Below are 20,762 nucleotides of genomic sequence, written 5' to 3'. Positions count from 1 at the left end.
GGGCGGGCGCCGCGCGACGTCAGTGCGCCGCGACGTCCCAGTCGGAGCCGTGGCCGACCTGCACCTCGAGCGGGACGGAGAGATCGACCGCGCCGGCCATCCGCGCGCGGACGACCTCCTCGAGCACGTCCTCCTCGCCGGGGACCACGTCGAAGATGAGCTCGTCGTGCACCTGCAGCAGCATCCGCGACTCCAGGCCCTTCTCGCCGATGTCGGCCTGGACCCCGATCATCGCGATCTTCATGATGTCGGCGGCCGAGCCCTGGATCGGGGAGTTCAGCGCGGCGCGCTCCGCGTTGTCGCGGAGGACGCGGTTGCCGCTCTGGAGGTCGGGGAAGGGACGGCGGCGACCGAAGATCGTCTCGGTGTAGCCGGTCTCCCGCGCCTGCTCGACGACCGTGCGGAGGTAGTCGCGGACCGCGCCGAAGCGAACGAAGTAGTCGGTCATCAGCTGCTTCGCCTCGTTGCTGGAGATGCGCAGCTGCTTGGAGAGGCCGAAGGCGCTCAGTCCGTAGGCGAGCCCGTAGGACATCGCCTTGACCTTGTTGCGCATCGCCGAGGTGACGTCCGACGGCTCGACGCCGAAGATCCGCGCGCCGACGAAGCGGTGCAGGTCCTCGCCGCTGTGGAAGGCCTCGATCAGGCCGGCGTCGCCGGAGAGGTGCGCCATGATCCGCATCTCGATCTGCGAGTAGTCGGCGGTGATCAGGGTGCTCGCCTGCTCGCCGTGCACGAACGCGGTGCGGATGCGGCGGCCGACCTCGCTGCGGACCGGGATGTTCTGCAGGTTCGGGTCGTTCGACGAGATCCGCCCGGTCGCGGTGCCGGTCTGGTCGTAGCTGGTGTGGATCCTGCCGTCGGCGGTGACCGACTTCTCCAGCGTCTCGATGATCTGCTTGAGCTTGGTCGCGTCGCGGTGCTCGAGCAGGAGACCGAGGAACGGGTGCGGGTGCGACTCCTGCAGGTCCGCCAGGGCGGACGCGTCGGTCGTGTAGCCGGTCTTCGTCGCGCGGGTGCGCGGCATCGCCAGCTCCTCGAAGAGGACCTGCTGCAGCTGCTTGGGCGAGCCGAGGTTCATCTCGTGCCCGATCTCGGCGAAGGCGCGGTTCGCGAGGTCGACGGAGGTGGCGGTGAGCTCGCCGCGGAGGCGCGCGAGCACCTCGGCGTCGATCGCGACGCCGGTGAGCTCCATCGTCGCGAGGACCTGCACGATCGGCAGCTCGATGTCGACGAGCACCGAGAGCATGCCCTCGCCGAGCAGCTCGGTCTGCACGCCGACCAGGCGGTGCGCGTACCAGGCCTCGGTCGCGGGGCCGATCGGCGGGGCGGTCGGGACGAGCTGGTTCGGGTCGCCCTGGATCATCGCCTCGTCGAGGTACTGCTGGACCTGGGCCGGCAGCGTCGCCGCGTGACCGGTGGGCTGCAGGAGCCATGCCGCGATACGGGTGTCGAAGGCGAGTCCGGCCACCGGGAGCCCGGCCCGGCGCAGCGCCTTGACCTGCGGCTTGGCGTCGGCGAAGTACTTGGGGGCGTCGCTCGCGAGCCACTCCTCGAGCGCGGTGTAGTCGGGCCGGCCGGCCGCCCAGGGCACGAAGGCCGACTCCGCCTCGACCGACAGGCCGATGCCCTCGAGGCCGCCCTCGCCGAGCTGCACCTGCACGGCGACGGGCACGGTGCCGTTCGCAGAGACGCGGGCGAGCCAGTGCGCGAGCTCCTCGTCGACCAGGTTCCGCACGGCCGGAGCCGCGGTGACGACGGTGTCGCCGGCGAGCGCCTCCGCCGCGCCCTCGACGCCCTCGTCGGCGGCGATCGTGAGCACGCGCTCCTGCAGCGTCCTGAACTCGAGCCGGCTGAAGATCTCGCGGACCGCGTCCGGGTCGATCGGACGGCGGTCGAGGTCGTTCGGGCCGAGCGGCAGCTCGACGTCGGTGATCAGGCGGTTGAGCCGGCGGTTGCGGAGCGCGTTCTCCTTCTGCTCACGCAGCTTCTCGCCGACGACGCCCTTGATCTCGTCGGCGTGGGCGATGATGTCGGCGACGGTGCCGTACTGGTTGACCCACTTGGCGGCCGTCTTCGGGCCGACCTTGTCGACGCCGGGCAGATTGTCGCTCGTCTCGCCGACGAGCGCCGCGATCTCGGGGTACTGGTGCGGCTCGACGCCGTACTTCTCGAAGACCTTGTCGCGGTCGTAGCGGGTGAGCTGCGAGACGCCCTGGGTCGACGGGTAGAGCAGGGTGACGTCGGGAGTGACCAGCTGGATGGTGTCGCGGTCTCCCGAGACCACCAGCACGCGGAAGCCCGCCTCGGCGCCCTGGCGGGCGAGCGTGGCGAGGATGTCGTCGGCCTCGAAGTCCTCCTTCGAGACGGTGCGGATGTTCATCGCGTGCAGCGCCTCCTCGAGGAGGGGGACCTGGCCCTTGAACTCGGGCGGGGTCTCGCCGCGGGTGCCCTTGTACTCCGGGTACTCGCGGGTGCGGAACGAGTAGCGGGAGATGTCGAAGGCGACGCCGAGATGCGTCGGCTTCTCGTTCTTCAGCAGCAGGATCAGCATCGACAGGAAGCCGTGGATGGCGTTCGTGTGCTGCCCGTCGCGGGTCTGGAAGCTGTCGACCGGGAGGGCGTAGAACGCCCGGAACGCGAGCGAATGACCGTCGATGAGCAGGAGGGTAGGCTGTTCCGGATCTGACACAGGGCAAGACTACACAGCGCCTCCGACACCGGTTCGGGCCCGGTCCCGCCCGTCGGCGGAGGGCCTCCGGGAGGCCCAGCACGAGGAGCACCGTGACCGAATCCGCCCCCGCCGCCGCGACCGCCGCCCCCTGGGTCCGCCCGCCCGCCCTCGACCTCGAGGCGCACATCGGGCGCGGCATGGGCGAGCTCGCCGAGCGGATGGGCATCGTCTGGCACGAGCTCACCCCCGAGCACTCGGTCGCGTCGATGCCCGTCGAGGGCAACCGCCAGCCGGTCGGCATCCTGCACGGCGGCGCGCACGTCGTCCTCGCCGAGTCGATGGGCTCGATCGCCGCGAACGTGCACGCCGGCGCGGGACGCCTCGCGATGGGCATCGAGCTGAACGCGAGCCACAGCCGCTCGATCACCCACGGCCACGTGATCGCCACCTGCGACGCCATCCACCTCGGCTCCACCCTCACCACCCATGAGATCGTCGTCCGCGACGAGCAGGGCCGCCGCCTCAGCACCGTCCGCATCACGAACATCCTCCGCGACGCGCGCTGACCGCTCCGCTCAGTCCGCACCGGGGACGACGGCGACGACGACGGAGCCGAGCACGAGGACCGTGCCCGCCGTCGCGACGAGGGGCTTCGGCGAGTCCACGGCGACCGCCAGGAGCGCCCCCGCGAGAGCGACCGTCACCTCCGCCGAGCACGCGACGACCATCGGTCGCGCCGCCGTGCGCTCCAGCAGCCACGAGTCCTCGACGGCCGGGAAGGCTCGGGGCAGGAGCGCGAGGAGGGAGACGACGACCGGGAGGACCACCAGCGGCGGTGTCCGCCCCAGCTCCGGCAGGCAGGCGCCCAGCATGAGCTCGAGCACGACGGTCGCCGTGACGAGCAGCAGTCCGAGCCTGGACCGGGACGCGCGCCGGGTCGACTCCCGTGATCGGTTCGCAGGGCGCAACGAAAGACTCCCCCGTCTGAGGACGGGTCCTGCACCCGTGCCTCGTCCGTTCTAGCGGCGGCCCGCCTCGGCCGTACCGCCCTGTCGTCGGACGTGAGCTGAATGGCGCGGGCCGCCCGCGGGCCGGCGGACGACGGGCTCCGCTAGGGCGTGCCCGCACCGCCGACCCCGGCCGCGCAAGCGCGACGGGCGACCCGGGCGCTTGCGGGCGACCTCACACGCTGGCCGTTCCGTTCAGGGCGCGGTGGGAACGGTCACGACGACGACCGACCCGATGACGAGCATCAGCCCCGCCGCGACCAGGATCGGCGCCTGAGAATCGACGAGGGGTGCCAGCGTCGCCCCCACGAGCCCGACAGCACCCTGGGAGTAGTACGAAGCAGATGTCGCTCGGGGCGTCGTCCGCTCGAGAAGCCACGATCTCTCGACCAGCGGAATCGCTCGGGGAACGAATGCCAGCAGCGGGACCATGACGAGAAGCGTCACCAGGGGAGAGGAGTGCCGTACCTCGGGGAATACCGCCCCGATGATGAAGAACGACACCAGGCACACCGTGAAGACGATCAAGCCGAGCCTCGATCGAGGTGCACCCCATCGTGTCTCGGGTGTCGTCGACGTCTTTCTCATGGAATCACTCCTTGCAGGGCTCGCTGACGGGGAACGAAGCCACCGCCACATAGTGCAGATGACGGATGCCGACGCACTTGCCCTCGTCCTCGGCACGATTGGCGGCATCGATCGCGACCGCCGCCCCCAGCTCGCACGCCCAGCTGGCGCCACCGCAGATGAGGGCCAACACGACCGTCACGGCACCGGACTCGCTAGCCAGACGGTGAGTGTCGGAACGGCTCAGCAGAAGGGTGCAGAAGGCCGCATCGCATTCCAGACTCGGATCGGCGACGACGGGATAGGTGGCTCCCGCGTGCTGCACGTGCTGGACGACGACGGCGCCGTCGACCTCGTACCAGGTGTCGACAGGAGCACCGTCGGCGTCGACCGCCCACGGTTCCGCGATCGTGTTGACGACGTTCCCGAGCGAGTCGGAGACGGTGATGCTGCCACCGCTCGTGAGCTCGAGGTGCGCATCAGCGCCCGCAGCGGTGACCGCGAAGCGGTACTCCTCCGGCGCCTCCGCTCCCTTGACGACCACGTAGCCGGCGGCGGCCGCGGCCCTCTCAGAGCTGGTGAGCACGTAGTCGGCGTGCTCGCCCTCGTAGAGGAGGACACCGGGCTGCACCTCCTCTCCGGTCGATTCCGTCACCGGTGCCAGCGACAGGGACCCCTGCGGAGTGGACACCGTCAGACCATCGACATCGTCGAGTTCCTCGGAGGCGAGGTCACGCCCTCCTTCCGAGTGGATCCCCTCGTGCGAGGGCACGGACTCGTCCGCGACGAAGTCCGCTTCGGGTCCCGTCGCTCCGGAAGCCAGGAGGTCACGCTCGTCCAGGGCGTCCAGCGCGTCCCTGCCGTTCTCGGCGGTACTCGCCGCCGACGACTCCGACAGCGATCGTGGACTCGCCTCCGCAGGGGCGCTCCCGAGCGCAGCGGCCGCGAAGACGAGAGCGGTGAGAAGAACGGAGGAAGGCCTTGTCAGTGTTTTCATCGTGCGCTCCATTGCGTCGACATCGCACGAGAAAGCTTGCACCTGCGGTCGCTGGGCCTCGTCGAACTCGAACGATGATCTCTCCACCCGGATGCCTCGGCGTCTTCGTCGGAGAAGGCGGGTTACCTCTGCGACACTCGAATACCATTCGGGTATGGCATTGATAGCAATGAGATCCGACCGGGTGCAACCGCTGTCGCCCTGTGCCGGTCGTCACGCGACAGAGCCGGAGCAGTTCGCTGCTCCGGCTGCTCCGGACGAGGAGGCCGCGACGGGTCCGCAAGCCCCCGCCGCCGCGGGACGGGCGACCTAGGCTCGGGGCGTGACCTTCCGCGATCTGCTGCGCTCCCTGCCGTCCATGCCGTCCGAGCTGCCCGACTTCGAGGTGGAGGCGGCGCCCGCCGATCCCGTCGAGCTGTTCGGGCAGTGGCTGGAGGCGGCGAAGGACGCCGGCCAGCTCCTCCCCCACGGCGCGACGCTCTCGACCGCCGACGCCGACGGGACCGTCTCGGCGCGGGTGCTCGTGCTGCGCGACATCGACGACGCCGGCTGGGCGTTCTCGACCCACGCCTCCAGCCCCAAGGGGCGCGCGATGGCGGCGAACCCGCACGCCGCGCTGACCTTCTTCTGGCCGGTGCAGGGCCGGCAGGTCCGGGTGGAGGGCCGCGTCGAGCGCGCGTCCGCCGAGGAGTCGAAGAAGGACTTCCAGCGGCGCTCGGAGGCCGCGCGCACGGCACTGCTGGTCGGCCGGCAGAGCGAGCCGATGAAGCGCGCCGAGGACTTCGACCTGGTGACGCTGCAGACCGGCGTCGCCGTCGCCTGCTCCCCCGCGACGCTCGACCGCGACTGGGCCGTCTATCGCGTCGTGCCCGAGCGGATCGAGTTCTGGCAGGGCTCGACCAGGGCGGAGCAGGACCACACCCGCCTGCTGTACAGCGCGACGGGCGCTGCGGGGGCGACGGACGCGGGAACGACGCAGGCGGGCGGCTCCCCGTGGGAGCGCACCCGCCTCTGGCCGTGACGGCGCGGCCCTCGGACCGCCGCCGCCCTACTTCTTGGGGCTGAGCTGCTCGATGATCGCCTGGGCGACGTCGTGCATGGTGAGGCGGCGGTCCATCGACGCCTTCTGGATCCAGCGGAACGCCTCGGGCTCGGAGAGGCCCATCTTCTCGTTGAGCAGGCCCTTGGCGCGGTCGACGAGCTTGCGGGTCTCGAAGCGCTCGACCATGTCGGCGACCTCGGCCTCGAGGGTGAGGATCTGGGCGTAGCGGGAGAGGGCGATCTCGATCGCCGGCAGCAGGTCGTTCGGCGTGAACGGCTTGACCACGTAGGCCAGCGCGCCGGCCTCGCTCGCGCGCTCGACCAGCTCCTTCTGGCTGAACGCGGTCAGCAGGACGACCGGAGCGATGTGCGCCTTCGAGAGGCGCTCGGCGGCGGAGATGCCGTCGAGCTGGGGCATCTTCACGTCCATGATCACCAGATCTGGACGCAGCTCGGTGGCGAGGGCCACGGCCGTCTCGCCGTCGCCCGCCTCACCGACGACCTCGAAGCCGTTGTCGCGGAGGATCTCCACGATGTCCATGCGGATGAGCGATTCGTCCTCTGCGACGACGACCCGACGGGGTGCGGTCTGCGGAGTTTCCTGGTCTGTCACGCCGAAGAGCCTACGGTATTCTCGACAGGCTCGTGATGAGCCGGTGTGGCGGAATGGCAGACGCGGGGCACTCAAAATGCTCTGTCCGAGAGGGCTTGTGGGTTCGAGTCCCACCACCGGTACCGCAGGCGCCCCGCGCGCGTCGCCGCTTCGCTAGCGTCGTCGGATGGACCATTCCTCGGCGGCCTGGCCGCTCTTCTCCCTCGTGCTGCGCACGCCGCGCCTCGAGCTGCACCCGGTCCGCGACGCCGATCTGCCGGCCCTCGCCGCGGCCGCCGTCGCCGGGATCCACGAGCCCGGCCGCTCGCCGTTCCCCGCGGCCTGGGCCGAAGTGCCTGCCGAGCAGCTGCCCGCCGATCTCGCCCGCTACCAGTGGTCGCTCCGTGCAGCGACGCGGCCGGACTCCTGGCGCGTGGCCTTCGCGATCGTCGAGGACGGCGCGGTGATCGGCTGCCAGGACCTGCTCGCCGACGAGTTCGCGGCGCGGCGCACCGTCTCCTCCGGCTCGTGGCTCACGCGCGCGGCGCAGGGGCGCGGTCTCGGCCGGGAGATGCGGGCGGCGGCCCTCCTGCTCGCCTTCGACCACCTCGGTGCGGAGGTGGCGGAGAGCAGCGCGCTGGCGTGGAACACGGCGTCGATCCGGGTGTCGACCGGGCTCGGCTACGAGCCCAACGGCACCCAGCGCACGGTCGGCGCCGACGGAGTGGCGGTCGAGGAGATCCGGTTCCGCGTCACGCCCGACACCTTCCGCCGCCCGGAGTGGGAGCTCGAGGTGTCCGGTCTCGAGGCGGCCCGTGCGCTCCTGATCGCCGAGCCGGCGGCGGACTCCTAGCGAGACACCGACCGGGCCGAGCCGCTCAGAACTCCGCGAGGCTCCCGCGCAGACCGCCCCCGGGGTACTCCCGCCGCAGGATCCCGCGGCGGCGCAGGATCGGCACCAGCTCGTCGAGCATCCGGTGCAGCGTCACCGGGTGGAAGTCACCGGAGAACGCGAAGCCGTCGTTGTCCGCGTCGTCGCCGAGCTCCTGGACGAAGTCGGCGACCTCCTCCGCGGTGCCCACCACGCCGCTGCGATCGGCGATCAGCCCGAGCCGCGCCTTGGCGGTGAGCAGGGCGCGCAGCGGGGCGTCGGCATCGGCACCGCCGTAGAGGCCGGCGATGCTGCCGCGCGAGACGTGCTCGCCGAAGACCGACGGGTCGACCGGGCGGTCGAGGTCCAGCGCGGTCAGGTCGGTCTCGAGGTCGCTCGACCAGGCGGCCGCCGCGGTGAGCAGCGCCGCGTCGTCGGGGTGCGCGGAGGCGTCGACGAGGCGCTGCGCCTCCTCCCGGCTCGAGACGATGATCGGCTTGAAGACGAACAGGATCGTGAGGTCGTCGGGGTTCCGGCCGTGCGCGGCGGCCGCGGCGCGAGCCCGCTCGCGGTAGGCGCGGACCGTCGCGGTGTCGAGCGAGGCGAGGGCCAGCTGGATCTCGGACTGCGCGCCGGCGAAGTCGATGCCGCGCGGCGAGCCGCCGGGCGAGACGATGACCGGCTCGCCCGGGCCGGCGGCGGCCCCCGCCGAAGACCCGGTGCCGAACGGCAGCGCGTTCAGCGGGCCGTCGAAGGAGTAGTGCGTCCCGCGGTGGTGCAGGGCGTGCAGCCGGTCGCCGTCGGCGAAACGGCCGGTCGCCTCGTCCTGGATCAGCGCGCCGTCGTCCCAGCTGCGCCAGAGCTCGCGCAGCGAGTCGAGCCACTCGTGCGCGCGGTCGTAGGCGCCGTCGTGCGGCAGCGGCTCGAGGCCGAAGTGCCGGCTGCTGCCGACGTCGGTCACCACGTTCAGGCCGAGGCGCCCGCCGCTGAGGTGCTGGAGCGTGGCGAACTGGCGGGCCGCCTGGTACGGGCTGTAGGCCATCGGATTGACGGTCGGCGCGACGCCGAGGTGCTGCGTCGCCTCGAAGAGCGACGGCGCGAGCAGCAGCGGGTCGTGCTTGGGCCCGCCGTAGGCGCGGCGGATGCGGAGGTCGAGGGTGCCGGCGTTCCCGAGCGAGAGCGCGTCCTCGATGATGACCAGGTCGAAGCCGGCCTGCTCGAGCTCGCGAGCGCTGCGCCGGTAGACCTCCGCCGTCGTCCAGGAGTGGTCCCACTCCCAGCCGGGCTGCCCCCAGGCCTGCGGCCCGAAGCCGCGGGAGAGGAACCAGGCGAAGTGCTGCGGCCGGCTCACGACGCCTCCGCCAGCACGAGCGGCCGGACGGCCGCGGCGCGCAGCCCGAGCTCGAGGTCGGCGAGGAGGTCCTCGACGTCCTCGATGCCGATGGAGAGCCGCAGCAGACCGGGGCCGATCCCCGCGGCCTCGAGCTGCTCGGCGGTGCGGCCGACGTGCGTGGTCGAGGCCGGGTGCAGCACGAGCGAGCGGACGTCGCCGAGGTGGGTCATCCGGGTGAAGAGGCCGAGGGCGTCGGAGAAGCGGCGCGCCGCCTCCTCGCCGCCGTGCAGCGTGAAGGAGAAGACCGAGCCCTGCCCGCGCGGCAGCAGGCGGCGGGCGAGCGCGTGCGAGGGGCTGGAGGCGAGTCCGCTGTAGTCGACGCTCGCGACCTCGGGCCGCTCCTCCAGCCAGCGCGCGACGGCGAGGGCGCTGCGCGACTGGTGGCGGACCCGCAGCGACAGCGTCTCGAGGCCCTGCTCGAGCAGGAAAGCGGTGAGCGGCGAGACGGTCGGCCCCATCCGACCGGCGACGACGTGGCGGGCGTAGTCGGCGAAGGCGCGCTCGGGGTCGCCACCGCGCTCGATCGCGGCGGCGAGGTGCGGATAGTGCGGCGTGCGCCAGTCGAAGCGGCCGCCGTCCACGATCACGCCGGCGATGACGGCGCCGTGCCCGGCCAGGAACTTGCTCGCCGAGTGCACGACGATGTCGGCCCCGTGCTCGAGCGGGCGGAGGAGGTACGGGGTCGCGAAGGTGTTGTCGACGACGACGGGGACACCGGCGCGGTGCGCGACCTCGGCGACGAGCCGGACGTCCACCACGTCGTTGCGCGGATTCGGGATCGACTCGATCAGGACGGCGCGGGTGCGCGGGGTGATCGCGGCGGCCCAGGCGAGCGGGTCGTCGGCGTCCTCGACGAACGTGGCGCCGACGCCGAGGCGGGCGAGGTTCTCCAGCAGGAGGTTGCGGGTGCCCTCGTAGAGGCTCGCGGCGGCGACCACGTGGTCTCCGGCCGAGGCGAGCGCGAGCAGGGCGACCGAGACGGCCGCCTGACCGCTGCCGACCAGGAGCGCCTCGACGCCGCCCTCGAGGGCGGCGAGGCGGCGCTCGACGGCGTCGGTGGTCGGGTTGCCGACCCGCGTGTAGGTGTAGCCGTCCGCGCCGGCGAAGCGGTCGCGCGCCTCGTCGAAGGAGTCGAAGCTGAAGCCGGCCGTGAGGTAGATCGGGGTGCGCCGCGCGTGCAGCGCGTCCTCGACCGCTCCGGCGTGCAGCTGCCGGGTCGAGAAGCCCCAGCCGTCCTCGCTCGCGTGCCCGTGCCGTGCCATGATCCGCCTCCCTCGTGCCCGCCCTCCGGCAGTGGGCACCACCGTGGCAGAGGAGGAGGGCGGCGCGTCGGGCGGTTACCCGGCGTTACGACGGAGCCGCCGGAGCGTCACCAGAACATCGTCCCCGGCGCGCCCTTGAACGGTCCGACCACGCGGGAGGTGATCCAGCCGCCGTAGAAGTCCCCCGGCTGCGGCTGCACGGTCTCGCCGTCGACGGTGCAGGAGTCCATCCGCCCCGGGTAGAGCGCGACCGTGTCGACGAGCTGCTCGAAGCCCGGCATCGGCTCGGGGTAGATCCAGCCGGCCGCCTCGGCGACGGCCTCGCCGCCGCGCACCGTCAGGTAGGAGGCCGCGCCCTTGAACTCGCAGATGCTGCGACCGGGGGCGGGCTCGAGCGCGCCGTCGGCGAACGCGCTGCGCGGCAGGTAGTAGACGGGCGGGTGGCTGGTCTCGAGGACGCGGAACGCCTCCCGGGTGTCGGCGACGACGACGCCGCCGAGCCGGACCACGACGTGCTCGGCGGTCGGCTCGACCCTGGGCGGTCGCGGGTAGTCCCAGACGGATTCCTGTCCCTCGGCGGGGGGTGTGCGCTTCATCCGGCCCACGCTACGCGGGCCCGCCCCAGCGCCTCGCCCGCTCCCAGGCGATGCGCGGCCGGGCACGTCGGAGGTCCGCGGATCACCGCCGGGACGGCACGGGGTCGCCGCGGTCGCGTAACGTCGACCTTGCGCCGGAATCCCGAGACCGCGCGCAGAAGGATTACACGCGTGCCCGAAGAATGCATCCACGGTCTGGACATCGCTCTCTGCGACGTCTGCTCCCCCGCCAAGCTCCCCGAGCCGCAGGGCCGCACCCGGGCTCCGGTGCGCGTGCCCGGCACGTCCCGCGCGGCCACCGCTCGCGCCGCCGCCCGCGGCACCGCCCGCGAGAAGCCGCTCCCGCAGGTGGACATCACCGCGCAGCGCATCTACCACGTGACCCACCTCGACAACCTCGAGGCGATCGTCGCCGCCGGCGCCGTCCTGGCCGACCAGAACCTCGAAGGCCGCCCCGCGGTCGACGTCAGCGCCGAGACGACCCGCGAGCACCGCCGCGCCGTCCAGGTCAAGGACGGCGTCAGCGTCGCCGGCTACGTCCCGTTCTTCCTCTCCCCCGACGCCGCGCTCTGGGCCGACCTCCGCGGCGACCGCGTGCTCCCGCACTGGTCGCCCCGCGCGCACACCACCACCGCGTCGCAGTTCGTCGTCCTGGTGGGCTCGCTGTCCTCCGCGCCCGTGCTGAGCGACGGCGACGCGTCGCACGTGCTCACCCGCTTCACCGAGGGCGACGCGCTCGTGCGCACCTTCGCGCGGCTCCTCGTCGACGAGCCCGCCCTGCGCAGCGCCGAGGCGCTCGTGCCGGACCGCTTCCCGATCGAGGAGATCGCCGTCGTCGGCGTGCCGTCGGTCACCATGAAGAACAAGGTCAAGGCGATGTTCGAGAACAGCGGGGCCTCTCCCCGCGTCGCGGTCTACCCGCCCTGGTTCCACCCGGTCGCCGAAGAGGAGTGACGCTGCGGAGTGACGCGGCGGAGTGACGCGGCGGAGCCGGCCGGAGCGGTCGGCTCCTACGCCCCCTCGAGCAGGTCGAGCCGGTCGGCGAGGTAGCGCTCGAGCGGCATGAGTCCCTGCTCGCCGAGGCCGGGTGCCCAGCGGACCACCACCCGTGCGCCGCGGAGCGACAGCGGCTCCTGACCGGCGGTGAGGCTCTCGGCGTCGGTCGCCAGGCGGCGCCAGCCGTGGTTGACGATCTCGCCCTCCTGGAAGGGTCCGTCGAAGGCGGCCTTCCGGATCTCCCGGCGCGCCTCCTGCGACTCCGACTGGTTGTTGGCGTGCAGCGGGGCCACGGAGCGGGTCACTGAGCCGGTCGCGAAGACGTCGCCGTCGTGCCCGAGCAGCAGGACGCCGAGTCGCCAGGCCCGGGTGACCGGGGCCATCACGGGCGCGCGGCGGAAGCCGAGGATCGCGCGCGGCCGGCGGAGCTCGGCGAGGGCCTGATCGGGCACACCGCGGAGCTCGAGCTCGACGACGGTCTGCGCGAGCAGCTCCTGCAGCGCGGCGGCGGCGCTCGTCGCCTCGTCCGATGCCGTCATCGACCGCGCTCCCGTCCGCTCCCCTGCGCGCGACCGCGTCCGGCCGGCTCCACCAGCCTAGGACGGCTGACGGCGGCGGCGAGCCGGGGTGCGGAGACGCCGACGGCGCGCCCGCCCCGGAGGGTGGACGCGCCGTCGGGGCGGATCAGATCGCCGAGGCGAGGACCTCGTCGAGCTTCGCGGAGGCCTCCTCGTCGGTGGCCTTCAGCGCGAGCGAGAGCTCCGAGACCAGGATCTGGCGGGCCTTCAGCAGCATGCGCTTCTCGCCGGCCGAGACTCCGCCGGCCTGCTCGCGGCGCCACAGGTCGCGGACGACCTCGCTGACCCGGTAGACGCTGCCGCTCGCCATCTTCTCCTGGTTCGCCTTGAACCGGCGCGACCAGTTGCTGGCCTCCTCGGCCACGTCGCTGCGGAGCACGTCGTAGACGGCCTGCACGCCGGCGTCGTCGATGATCTCGCGGACCCCCACGAGCTCGGCGTTCTCGACGGGCAGGGTGATCGTGAGCTCGCTGGTGTGCACGTTCATCGTCATGAACGTCTTCTCGACGCCCTTGACCGAGCGCTTCTCGAGCCCAGTGATCGTCACCGCTCCGTGGTGCGGGTAGACCAGGGTCTCGCCGACCTCGAATGTCATCATGTCGTGCCTTTCATCGTGGGGCGTGGTGGGAGGGAGGAGGAGTCCGGGGCCCGCAGCGGCGCGTCGGCCAGCCAGGGCGGGAGGAGCGCGACGAGCTGCTCGACGAGCTCCTCGTCGGTGCCGTCGAGTCCGCCTGCGAGCCAGGCGCCGACCACGGCGAGCACGCCGCCGGCCGCGAAGGTCGCCGTCAGCTCGGGGTCGACGCCGGCCGGGGCGTCGACGCGGGCGAGCACCTCGCGGTGGAGGGCGAGCACGGTGTCGAGGACGGCGTCGTCCGAGGCGACCCGGGCCGAGGCGCGGGCGCGGAGCCGGGCGTGGAAGGCGTGCCGGTCGACCAGCCGGTCGACGAGGCGGACGTAGCCGCGGCGGAGCGCGCGGGCGCCGGTGCGGTCCGCGGGGTCGGGAGCGGCGACGTCCGCGACGACGAGGTCCTCGCGCAGGAGGGCGGAGGCGACAGCGGCCGCGTCCTCGAAGTGCGAGTAGAACGAGCTGCGGCTGATGCCGGCCTCGCGGACGATGTCGCTGACCGCGATGCCCTCGGCACGGCCGCCGTCGGTCTGCATGACGAGCCGCTCGACCGCGTCGAAGACCCGGCGGCGGGTGCGGCGCGTGCGCGGATCGGCCGACGCGGGCCCCGGGGTGACGGGTGCCTCCACTCCGTGCGGAGAGGCGGCTCGAGCGGAAGACATCCCCGGCAGTCTACCACTTCCCGGACAGGTGTTCGGAAAACCCGGCGAACTGGTGTGCCGGTCGACTCCGGCTCGCGAGAAGCGGTTCGGCACGCGGGATCCGGTGGATCCGTCGTGCCCGACGCGTTTCAGCGAGCCGGAGGCGTGCGCGGCTGCTCGCGCCATCACCTGTGGCACGCGGAACCGGCCTCGGCACGCGGAGACCAGCAGGTACGGCGAGCCGAGCGTCATTCCGCGAGCCGAACCTGCCCGCGGCTACTCCCCCACCACCTCCGGCTCGCGAGACCGCCTTCGGCACGCGGGAACGAGCCGATCCGACGTGCCGGACGTGAATCCGCGAGCCGAACGGGTACGCGGCCACTCCCCGCACCACCTCCGGCTCGCGAAACCGGCTTCGGCGCGCGGGAACGCGCCGATCCGACGTGCCGGACGTGATTCTGCGAGCCGACCGGGCAGTCGGCTGCTCCACGCGCCACCTCCGGCTCGTGGAAGCGGGTTCGGCACGCGGGGACGAGCGGATCCGGCGTGCCGGGAGCGATTCCGTGAGCCGGAAGTGCGTGGAATGGGCCGCGGCAGAACGGCGGAGTCCGAGCCCGGGTCAGCTCGCGGCGGTGCGGGTCGCGGCGAGGCGGCCGAGGCGGGTGCGGGCGGCGCGCTCGCTGGGTGAGACGCGGCCGAGGTACAGCTCGAGGGAGCGCATCAGCAGGCGGGTCGCGGTGATCGCAGGCCACCACGGGCGGCGGAGGCCGAGGAGGCGGCGCACCTCGGGCGACAGCGATGCGGTGGCCCCGGCGAAGAGCAGCGGGTAGATCAGCCCGGCCTCCCCGGGGAGCTTCACCGTCCGGAGGAACTCGACCGCCTCGTGCACCCGCTCGTCGGGACGCAGCTCGCCCGCGAACCCGGCCAGCTGCTCGCGCAGCTCGGCGACGCTCTCGGGCGGGTTCTCCACCCCGAGCAGGCGGCCCGACGCGGCCCACTCGCGGACGTAGGCGTCGGCACCGCCCGGGATCGGGCCGCCCCAAAGCTCGTGCGCGCCGAGGAACGCGTCGGTGAAGGCGTCGTGCACCCAGAGCAGCAGCCGCGGATCCTGCGCCGAGTAGTGCCGCTCGACGTCGGTCGCGTCCTGGTAGGTGCCGACGATCCGCTCGTGCACGCCGGTCACCCAGCGGGCGGCTCCGGAGGCGGTGGCGGTGTCGCCGAAGCTGGTGGTGAGCACCCAGCGCACGGTGTTGTCGAGGCGGCCCATCGGGTCCTCGCGGTAGCGGGAGTGGTCGTGCACGCCGGCCATCGCGCCCGCGTGCAGCGTCTGCATCAGCAGGGCGCGGACGCCGGCGACCATCGTCGGCATCGCGCCGTTGACGGCCCAGACGGCGCTGCCGGGGCCGAAGAGGCCCGCGTCGTCGCCCGTCTCGAGGGCGGCGACCCAGTCGGGGCGGGGGCGGGGACGGCGTCGACTCATCCATCGAGTCTGCGCTCGGATCCTGGGTGCGACCGTCTCTTCCCTCACTCCGCCAGGGGTGCTACAGGGCAGGAGGTTCCCGGGCCGCCGGGCTCGTCCGAGGTCCTCGGATCACGCCGGGGGTGCCGGGCCCGCCTCACTCCCCCAGCAGCTCGCGCAGGTCGTCGGCGGTGAGCGCCTGGGCGAACAGCTCGCCCTCGTCGAGGACGGCCGTGCTCAGGCGCGCCTTGCGCTCCTTCAGCCGGACGATCTTCTCCTCGATCGTGTCCTTCGCCACCAGCCGGTAGACGTTGACCCGGCGCTCCTGGCCGATCCGGTGCGCGCGGTCCACCGCCTGGGCCTCGGCGGCGGGGTTCCACCAGGGGTCGAGGATGAAGACGTGGTCGGCCTCGGTCAGCGTGAGCCCGGTCCCGCCCGCCTTCAGGCTGATCAGGAACACCGGCGCGGCTCCGGAGCGGAACTCGTCGATCACCGCACCCCGGTCGCGGGTGGAGCCGTCGAGCTGCACGAACGGGATCCCCCGCCGCCGCAGCCGCTCGGCCGCGCGCTCCAGGTACGAGGTGAAGGTGCTGAAGACGAGCGCCCGGCGCCCCTCCGCCAGCACGTCGTCGAGCTGCTCGATCAGCGCGTCGAGCTTGGCCGAGGGCACGTGCCGGTACGCGGGATCGACCAGCGAGGCGTCCAGGGCGAGCAGGCGGAGCAGCGTGAGCGAGCGGAACACGGTGAAGCGCTGGCGGTCGAGGTCGTCGACCAGCCCGAGGAGCTTCCGCCGCTCGCGCTGCAGATAGCCGTCGTAGAGCACCCGGTGGCTCGGAGCGAGGGTGACCTCGAGGGTCTGCTCCTGCTTCTCGGGCAGCTCGGGCGCCACCGCCTCCTTCGTCCGGCGCAGCAGGAACGGGCGGATCCGGCGCCGCAGCCGGTCGAGACGCCGCCGCGCTCCCTCGGAGTGCGAGACCGTGCGCCCCGCCGACAGGTCCGGCGAGACGATGCCGACCGGCTCGTCCGCGTGCACGATCGGGCGGGAGAACTCCTCCCGGAAGCGCCGGAGCGACGGCAGGAGACCGGGCGCGGTCAGCGCGAGGACCGCCCACAGCTCGTCGAGCGAGTTCTCGAGCGGCGTGCCGGTGAGGGCGAGGGTGATCGGCGCGCCGACGCCGCGGGCGGCCCGGTGCGCCTGCGAGGACGGGTTCTTCACGAACTGCGCCTCGTCGAGGACGAGGGCCGACCACTGCCGCTCGGCCCACTGCTCACCGGCCAGGCGGAGCACCGCGTAGCTGGTGACCACGACGTCGAGATCGGCCGGCAGGGCGGCGAGGCTGTCGCCGCGCCCCTCGCGGGTGCTGGTCACCGCCGCGATCCGGAGGGAGGGGGCGAAGCGCGCCGCCTCCGAGAGCCAGCCGGGCAGCACCGAGGTCGGCGCGACCACGAGGAACGGCGCGGCGCGGACTCCGGCGGCGCGCGCCTCCTCCACCGCCTGCAGCATCATCGCGAGGGTCTGCAGCGTCTTGCCCAGCCCCATGTCGTCGGCGAGGATCCCGCCGAGCCCATGGCGGCGGCGGTGCACGAGCCAGGAATAGCCCTCGCGCTGGTACGAGCGCAGCTCGCCGGTGAGGCCGGCCGGCGGCTCGACGTCGACCGGCGCACCCGCGGCCAGAGCGTTGTCGAGCAGGACCTTCCAGGCATCGGAGGCGGTGCTCGCGTCGGCGAGCTCGTCCAGCTCCTCCCAGAGCGCGGTCTGGTGCCGGCCGATCCGCGGGCCGGTCTCCCACTCCTCCAGCTCGTCGGCGCGCTGCAGCAGCTCGCGGAGCCGGTCGAGGCCGGGATGCGCGAGCGAGAGGTAGGAGTGGTCCACGAGCCGGATCCGGTCGCCGCCGTTCGCGAGCGCGCGGAACAGCGGGCCGAAGGGGACGCTCGCGTCGCCGATCGTGACGACGACGCCGAGGTCGAACCAGTCGGCGCTCTCGGTGTCGGCCGCGGTGAGCGTGAGGGTGAGCGGTCCGTTGAGCAGCCGGTAGTCGGGCTGCTTCCCCTCGCGCTCGATCCGCACGCCGCCGACGTTCTCGAGGAGCGGCAGCTGCTCGACGACGAAGACCGCCGCCGCCGCGCCGCGCAGGACCGCCGGCCGGTCGACGTCGGGGACGACGTCCGACTGCGCGGCGGCCAGGACGGTCCGGGCGCGGCGGAGGATCGAGTCCTCGAGCGCGTCGTCGTCGGCATCGTCGAGCTCGCGCGCCCGGTCGGGGCTGCGCCGCCAGTGGAAGCCGACGCGGACGACGCGGCGCGGCTCGAACGAGACGGTGCAGACCAGCCGGGGCGGCTCGGGCTCGTCCAGCTCCACGCCGGCGTCCGCGCCCCGCACAGCGACTCGGCCGCGCAGGGTCGGCAGGTGCTCCGCCAGGAACTCGGCGACGTCCTCCGCCGGGATACCCGTCGGCTCGGGATGGCGGAGCAGCCGCAGCTCCTCGTCGTCGAGCGGCTGCGGGGTCGGCGCGAGCAGCAGCGCGGTCGGGTCGCCGGACTCCACCAGGTAGACGCCGTGCCGGGAGATGGGCCTCGCGGCCTCGAGCGGGCGCTCGCCGGCGTCGAGCCGGAGGACGGGGGTGAGCTCCAGGGCGCCCGCCAGCTCGGAGGCGACCAGGGCGACATGCGCCGAGGCGGAGCGCGCGAGAGCACCCGCGCCGGTGGTGAGCAGCGGGATGCGCAGGCCCTCCGCCTGCTCGAGCAGGCGCCAGAGCAGCGGGCTCTCGTAGTCGTCGAGGTGGATCCAGTCCGGGTCCTGGCCGAGGTGCACGGTGCGGGTGGCCCGGTGCAGCGCGGCGAACTCGGCGAACCAGCGCTGATGCGCCGGATCCAGCGAGAGCCGGTGGGTCTGGAAGTTGAGCGACTTCCAGGTGAGGGTCGTCCGGTTCCAGGCGCCGCCGCGGCCCGGCACGACCGGGCGGGTGGCGAGGCGGTGGTCGTCACGCTCGGCGGGGTCGTAGGTCGCCGCGGTGACGCGCTCGCTCGTCGGCGCGCGCCACGGGTCGTCCACGCGCCGGACGAGGCGGCGCAACTCGAACTGCAGGCCGATCGGCGTGAGCGTCGGAGTCGGCTCTCCGGGCTCGCCGCCGCTGAGCTCGCCCACACGGGCGCGCCAGGAGGCGGCGGACTTCTCGGGAGGCATCGCCCCATGCTGTCACGCCGGTCCGACACCGATCCGCGGTCGGTGCGGCGCCGGTCCCCGCGCCGGCCCGGGTCAGCGGCAGAATCGGAGGATGAGCAGCAACGACTCCCCCGCCCCCACCGTCCTCGCGATCGGCAGCGACGAGCTGCGCGTGGCGCTGACGACCGCGGGCGCCGAGATGACCTCCCTCCGCGACACCGAGAACCGCGAGTACCTCTGGCAGGCCGGACCCGAGTGGCGCCGGCACGCGCCCGTGCTCTTCCCGATCATCGGGCGGCTGCCGGGCGACACCCTGCACCACGACGGCCGCGACCACCCGATGGGCCAGCACGGCTTCGCGCGCGACCGCGTCTTCGAGCTGGCCGGCGTCGGCGGCGACGAGGCCGTCTTCCGGCTGCGCAGCGACGACGCGACCCGCGCGGTGTTCCCCTTCGACTGGTCGCTGCTGATCGCCTACGCGGTGACCGGATCGACGCTGCGGATCACGCAGACCGTCGAGAACCGCGGCACGGAGCCGCTCGGCGCCTCGGTCGGCAACCACCCGGCGTTCGCCCTGCCGCTGCCCGGCGCGACCGGTGATCACCGGATCCGCTTCGCGCAGCCCGAGCCGGAGGGCTTCCGCCGGGCTCCCGAGAACCTGCTCGTCGCCGAGCGCCACCCGGCGCCGCTGGAGGACGGCGTGCTCACGGTGGACGACGCGCACTTCGAGGAGGGCGTGCTGATCTTCGACGAGCCCCGCCGCCGCACGCTGACGCTCGAGGCCGACGGCGCGCGCTCGATCGCGGTCGACAGCGGCGACTTCGACGTCGTCGGCGTCTGGAAGCCGGTCGGCGCGCCGTTCGTCTGCATCGAGCCGTGGCGGAGCGTGCCGACGCCGGAGGGCTGGGACGGCGACATCGTCGACAAGCCGCGGCAGTTCGTGCTCGCCCCGGGCGAGCAGCGCGCCTTCTCCTACAGCATCACGCTCAGCTGAGGCTCCTCGCGCTGCAGCTGCGCGTCGAGGAGCTCGAAGCGGCGGATGATCAGGCCTTCGCGGGTCGCCCACGGGCAGATCACGAGCGTCTCGACGTGCAGCGCCTCCATGGCCGCCTCGGCGACGAGCGCGCCGGCCAGCAGCTGCGGGGCGCGGAGCGTGGAGACACCGGGCAGCGCCGAGCGGTCGGCCGCGCTGATCGCGGCGAGGCGGGAGGACCAGAGCCGCAGGTCGACGAGGTGCAGCTCGCGGCGGGCGAGCGGGCCCGCGGCGCTGGGAGCGGCGCCGGCGATCCGGGCCAGGGAGCGGAAGGTCTTCGAGGTGCCGGCCACGAGGTCGGGGGTGCCGAGGGCGAGGAAGGCGCGGACGGGTTCGGCGAGCACCTCGCGGGCGTGCCGGCGGGCGGCCTTGACGCTCGTGGCGGAGGCGGGGTCGCCGTCGAGGAGGTCGCGGGTGACGCGGCCGGCTCCGAGCGGCACCGAGACGGCGAGCTCGGGCACCTCGTCGACGCCCATCGACAGCTCGAAGGAGCCGCCGCCGATGTCGAGGTCGAGGATCGAGCCGGCGCCCCAGCCGAACCAGCGGCGCACGGCGAGGAAGGTCGCGGACGCCTCGGCCTCGCCGCCGAGCTCCTGGAGGTGCACGCCGGTCTCGGTGCGGACGCGCTCGAGCACCGCGGCGCCGTTGCCGGCCTCGCGGATCGCGGAGGTGGCGAAGGCGAGCAGGTCCTCCGCGCGGTGGCGGCGGGCGACCTCGTGCGCCTCGGCGACGAAGGAGATCAGCTCGCGCTGCCCCTCCTCCGTGATGTCGCCGGCGGCGTCCAGGAAGGCGACCAGCGCGAGGCTGCGCTTGTGCGACCGGTACGGCACGGGACGCGCCCCCGGGTGCGCATCGACGAGCAGCAGATGGACCGTGTTGGAGCCGATGTCGAGCACGCCGAGTCGCATGCCCCCACGCTAGCGCGGCCCGCAGCCGCCCCCGGACCGGCGGCGACGCCCGCGAGGATCGCACCGCATCGTCGGGCACGAGCATGCCGATCGAGCAGCCCGCGGAACGGGCGCATCGAGATCCACCCGCGCCCGAACGAGTCAGCAGACCCGCCCTGCCGAAGACGCCGGGTCTCGATACGCCGCCACGCGGCTACTCGACCAGCATGGAAGGCACGCCCCTCTGAAGGAGCCGCTGTGCACGCTCGGCCGGGGTCGGCAGCTGCTCATGCGGCGAGGAGCGGCTCGCGCCCCGAAGGGGCCGCGGCCCTTGCACCCGACGCGCTGGCGGGCGTGGGTCTCGATACGCCGCTGCGCGGCTA

Annotated in this window: 19 protein-coding genes and 1 tRNA gene; 6 read left to right on the top strand and 14 right to left on the bottom strand. The window is 73.2% G+C overall.

Annotation, left to right across the window (positions count from 1 at the left end; translation table 11 throughout):
• Positions 1-19 precede the first annotated feature (19 nt).
• Positions 20-2,689, bottom strand: coding sequence for a DNA polymerase I (gene polA / locus MT350_RS15865; protein ID WP_243599970.1), 2,670 nt, complete (start codon positions 2,687-2,689; stop codon positions 20-22).
• Positions 2,690-2,781: 92 nt separating this feature from the next.
• On the opposite strand from polA, the gene MT350_RS15860 reads away from it, so the two are divergent.
• The gene (locus tag MT350_RS15860; RefSeq protein WP_374204658.1) at positions 2,782-3,237 is read left to right on the top strand and encodes a PaaI family thioesterase; all 456 of its coding nucleotides are present in this window, start codon (positions 2,782-2,784) and stop codon (positions 3,235-3,237) included.
• 9 nt (positions 3,238-3,246) lie between these two features.
• Here the strand turns inward: MT350_RS15860 and MT350_RS15855 are convergent, their stop codons facing one another.
• From MT350_RS15855 to MT350_RS15845, 3 genes are all read right to left on the bottom strand, one after another.
• Positions 3,247-3,555 carry a hypothetical protein gene (locus MT350_RS15855; RefSeq protein ID WP_243599969.1) on the bottom strand — a complete coding sequence of 103 codons (309 nt, stop codon included), beginning with the start codon at positions 3,553-3,555 and terminating at the stop codon, positions 3,247-3,249.
• Between the two features lie 318 nt (positions 3,556-3,873).
• Positions 3,874-4,266 carry a hypothetical protein gene (locus MT350_RS15850; protein WP_243599968.1) on the bottom strand — a complete coding sequence of 131 codons (393 nt, stop codon included), beginning with the start codon at positions 4,264-4,266 and terminating at the stop codon, positions 3,874-3,876.
• 4 nt (positions 4,267-4,270) lie between these two features.
• On the bottom strand, positions 4,271-5,329 hold the full coding sequence (locus MT350_RS15845) for a hypothetical protein (RefSeq protein ID WP_243599967.1): 1,059 nt from the start codon (positions 5,327-5,329) through the stop codon (positions 4,271-4,273).
• Between the two features lie 235 nt (positions 5,330-5,564).
• Here MT350_RS15845 and MT350_RS15840 point away from each other — a divergent pair, with 235 nt between their 5' ends.
• Positions 5,565-6,263 (top strand): pyridoxal 5'-phosphate synthase, encoded by a 699-nt coding sequence (locus MT350_RS15840; RefSeq protein ID WP_243599966.1) that lies wholly within the window; start codon positions 5,565-5,567, stop codon positions 6,261-6,263.
• Positions 6,264-6,290: 27 nt separating this feature from the next.
• On the opposite strand, the gene MT350_RS15835 is transcribed toward MT350_RS15840, so the two are convergent.
• Positions 6,291-6,896 carry an ANTAR domain-containing response regulator gene (locus tag MT350_RS15835; protein WP_123446252.1) on the bottom strand — a complete coding sequence of 202 codons (606 nt, stop codon included), beginning with the start codon at positions 6,894-6,896 and terminating at the stop codon, positions 6,291-6,293.
• 39 nt (positions 6,897-6,935) lie between these two features.
• On the opposite strand from MT350_RS15835, the gene MT350_RS15830 reads away from it, so the two are divergent.
• A tRNA-Leu gene (locus MT350_RS15830) sits at positions 6,936-7,018 on the top strand.
• A gap of 44 nt (positions 7,019-7,062) precedes the next feature.
• Positions 7,063-7,728, top strand: a complete 666-nt coding sequence (locus MT350_RS15825; RefSeq protein ID WP_243599965.1) for a GNAT family N-acetyltransferase — start codon at positions 7,063-7,065, stop codon at positions 7,726-7,728.
• Positions 7,729-7,753: 25 nt separating this feature from the next.
• Here MT350_RS15825 and MT350_RS15820 read toward each other — a convergent pair whose 3' ends face one another.
• From MT350_RS15820 to MT350_RS15810, 3 genes are all read right to left on the bottom strand, one after another.
• A complete protein-coding gene (locus tag MT350_RS15820; protein WP_243599964.1) occupies positions 7,754-9,097 on the bottom strand; it encodes an NtaA/DmoA family FMN-dependent monooxygenase in 1,344 nt (447 codons plus the stop codon).
• On the bottom strand, positions 9,094-10,401 hold the full coding sequence (locus tag MT350_RS15815) for an O-acetylhomoserine aminocarboxypropyltransferase/cysteine synthase family protein (RefSeq protein WP_243599963.1): 1,308 nt from the start codon (positions 10,399-10,401) through the stop codon (positions 9,094-9,096). Before MT350_RS15815 ends, MT350_RS15820 begins: the two co-directional genes overlap by 4 nt.
• 107 nt (positions 10,402-10,508) lie before the next feature.
• Positions 10,509-10,997, bottom strand: coding sequence for a DUF427 domain-containing protein (locus MT350_RS15810; RefSeq protein WP_243599962.1), 489 nt, complete (start codon positions 10,995-10,997; stop codon positions 10,509-10,511).
• Between the two features lie 171 nt (positions 10,998-11,168).
• Between MT350_RS15810 and MT350_RS15805 the strand changes: the two genes are divergently transcribed.
• On the top strand, positions 11,169-11,951 hold the full coding sequence (locus MT350_RS15805) for a DarT ssDNA thymidine ADP-ribosyltransferase family protein (RefSeq protein ID WP_159422559.1): 783 nt from the start codon (positions 11,169-11,171) through the stop codon (positions 11,949-11,951).
• A 56-nt stretch (positions 11,952-12,007) separates the two neighbouring features.
• Here the strand turns inward: MT350_RS15805 and MT350_RS15800 are convergent, their stop codons facing one another.
• The 5 genes from MT350_RS15800 to MT350_RS15780 all read right to left on the bottom strand — a co-directional run bounded on the left by MT350_RS15800 (position 12,008) and on the right by MT350_RS15780 (position 18,480).
• On the bottom strand, positions 12,008-12,532 hold the full coding sequence (locus tag MT350_RS15800; RefSeq protein ID WP_243616262.1) for a hypothetical protein: 525 nt from the start codon (positions 12,530-12,532) through the stop codon (positions 12,008-12,010).
• A 145-nt stretch (positions 12,533-12,677) separates the two neighbouring features.
• Positions 12,678-13,166 (bottom strand): CarD family transcriptional regulator, encoded by a 489-nt coding sequence (locus tag MT350_RS15795; RefSeq protein WP_123446565.1) that lies wholly within the window; start codon positions 13,164-13,166, stop codon positions 12,678-12,680.
• Positions 13,166-13,858, bottom strand: a complete 693-nt coding sequence (locus MT350_RS15790) for a TetR/AcrR family transcriptional regulator (RefSeq protein ID WP_123446246.1) — start codon at positions 13,856-13,858, stop codon at positions 13,166-13,168. The genes MT350_RS15795 and MT350_RS15790 overlap by 1 nt, the downstream gene beginning before the upstream one ends.
• Positions 13,859-14,456: 598 nt before the next feature.
• A complete protein-coding gene (locus MT350_RS15785) occupies positions 14,457-15,317 on the bottom strand; it encodes an oxygenase MpaB family protein (RefSeq protein ID WP_243616261.1) in 861 nt (286 codons plus the stop codon).
• 136 nt (positions 15,318-15,453) lie between these two features.
• Entirely contained in the window at positions 15,454-18,480 is a 3,027-nt protein-coding gene (locus MT350_RS15780; RefSeq protein WP_243616260.1) for a DEAD/DEAH box helicase, read from the bottom strand.
• A 91-nt stretch (positions 18,481-18,571) separates the two neighbouring features.
• On the opposite strand from MT350_RS15780, the gene MT350_RS15775 reads away from it, so the two are divergent.
• A complete protein-coding gene (locus MT350_RS15775) occupies positions 18,572-19,453 on the top strand; it encodes an aldose 1-epimerase family protein (RefSeq protein WP_243599958.1) in 882 nt (293 codons plus the stop codon).
• On the opposite strand, the gene MT350_RS15770 is transcribed toward MT350_RS15775, so the two are convergent.
• Positions 19,432-20,400 carry a Ppx/GppA phosphatase family protein gene (locus MT350_RS15770; RefSeq protein WP_243599957.1) on the bottom strand — a complete coding sequence of 323 codons (969 nt, stop codon included), beginning with the start codon at positions 20,398-20,400 and terminating at the stop codon, positions 19,432-19,434. The genes MT350_RS15775 and MT350_RS15770 overlap by 22 nt on opposite strands.
• Between the last annotated feature and the right edge of the window lie 362 nt (positions 20,401-20,762).

Origin of the sequence: Rathayibacter sp. VKM Ac-2928, assembly GCF_022815545.1 — a bacterium.
GTDB lineage: Bacteria > Actinomycetota > Actinomycetes > Actinomycetales > Microbacteriaceae > Rathayibacter > Rathayibacter festucae.
This window is presented reverse-complemented; position numbering and strand designations above follow the sequence as displayed.

Coding starts and splice junctions, on each gene's coding strand:
- MT350_RS15850 (WP_243599968.1), bottom strand. CDS start 4,266: ATGAGAAAGACGTCGACGACACCCGAGACACGATGGGGTGCACCTCGA.
- MT350_RS15825 (WP_243599965.1), top strand. CDS start 7,063: ATGGACCATTCCTCGGCGGCCTGGCCGCTCTTCTCCCTCGTGCTGCGC.
- MT350_RS15815 (WP_243599963.1), bottom strand. CDS start 10,401: ATGGCACGGCACGGGCACGCGAGCGAGGACGGCTGGGGCTTCTCGACC.
- MT350_RS15810 (WP_243599962.1), bottom strand. CDS start 10,997: ATGAAGCGCACACCCCCCGCCGAGGGACAGGAATCCGTCTGGGACTAC.
- MT350_RS15800 (WP_243616262.1), bottom strand. CDS start 12,532: ATGACGGCATCGGACGAGGCGACGAGCGCCGCCGCCGCGCTGCAGGAG.
- MT350_RS15795 (WP_123446565.1), bottom strand. CDS start 13,166: ATGACATTCGAGGTCGGCGAGACCCTGGTCTACCCGCACCACGGAGCG.
- MT350_RS15790 (WP_123446246.1), bottom strand. CDS start 13,858: ATGTCTTCCGCTCGAGCCGCCTCTCCGCACGGAGTGGAGGCACCCGTC.
- MT350_RS15785 (WP_243616261.1), bottom strand. CDS start 15,317: ATGAGTCGACGCCGTCCCCGCCCCCGCCCCGACTGGGTCGCCGCCCTC.
- MT350_RS15780 (WP_243616260.1), bottom strand. CDS start 18,480: ATGCCTCCCGAGAAGTCCGCCGCCTCCTGGCGCGCCCGTGTGGGCGAG.
- MT350_RS15775 (WP_243599958.1), top strand. CDS start 18,572: ATGAGCAGCAACGACTCCCCCGCCCCCACCGTCCTCGCGATCGGCAGC.
- MT350_RS15770 (WP_243599957.1), bottom strand. CDS start 20,400: ATGCGACTCGGCGTGCTCGACATCGGCTCCAACACGGTCCATCTGCTG.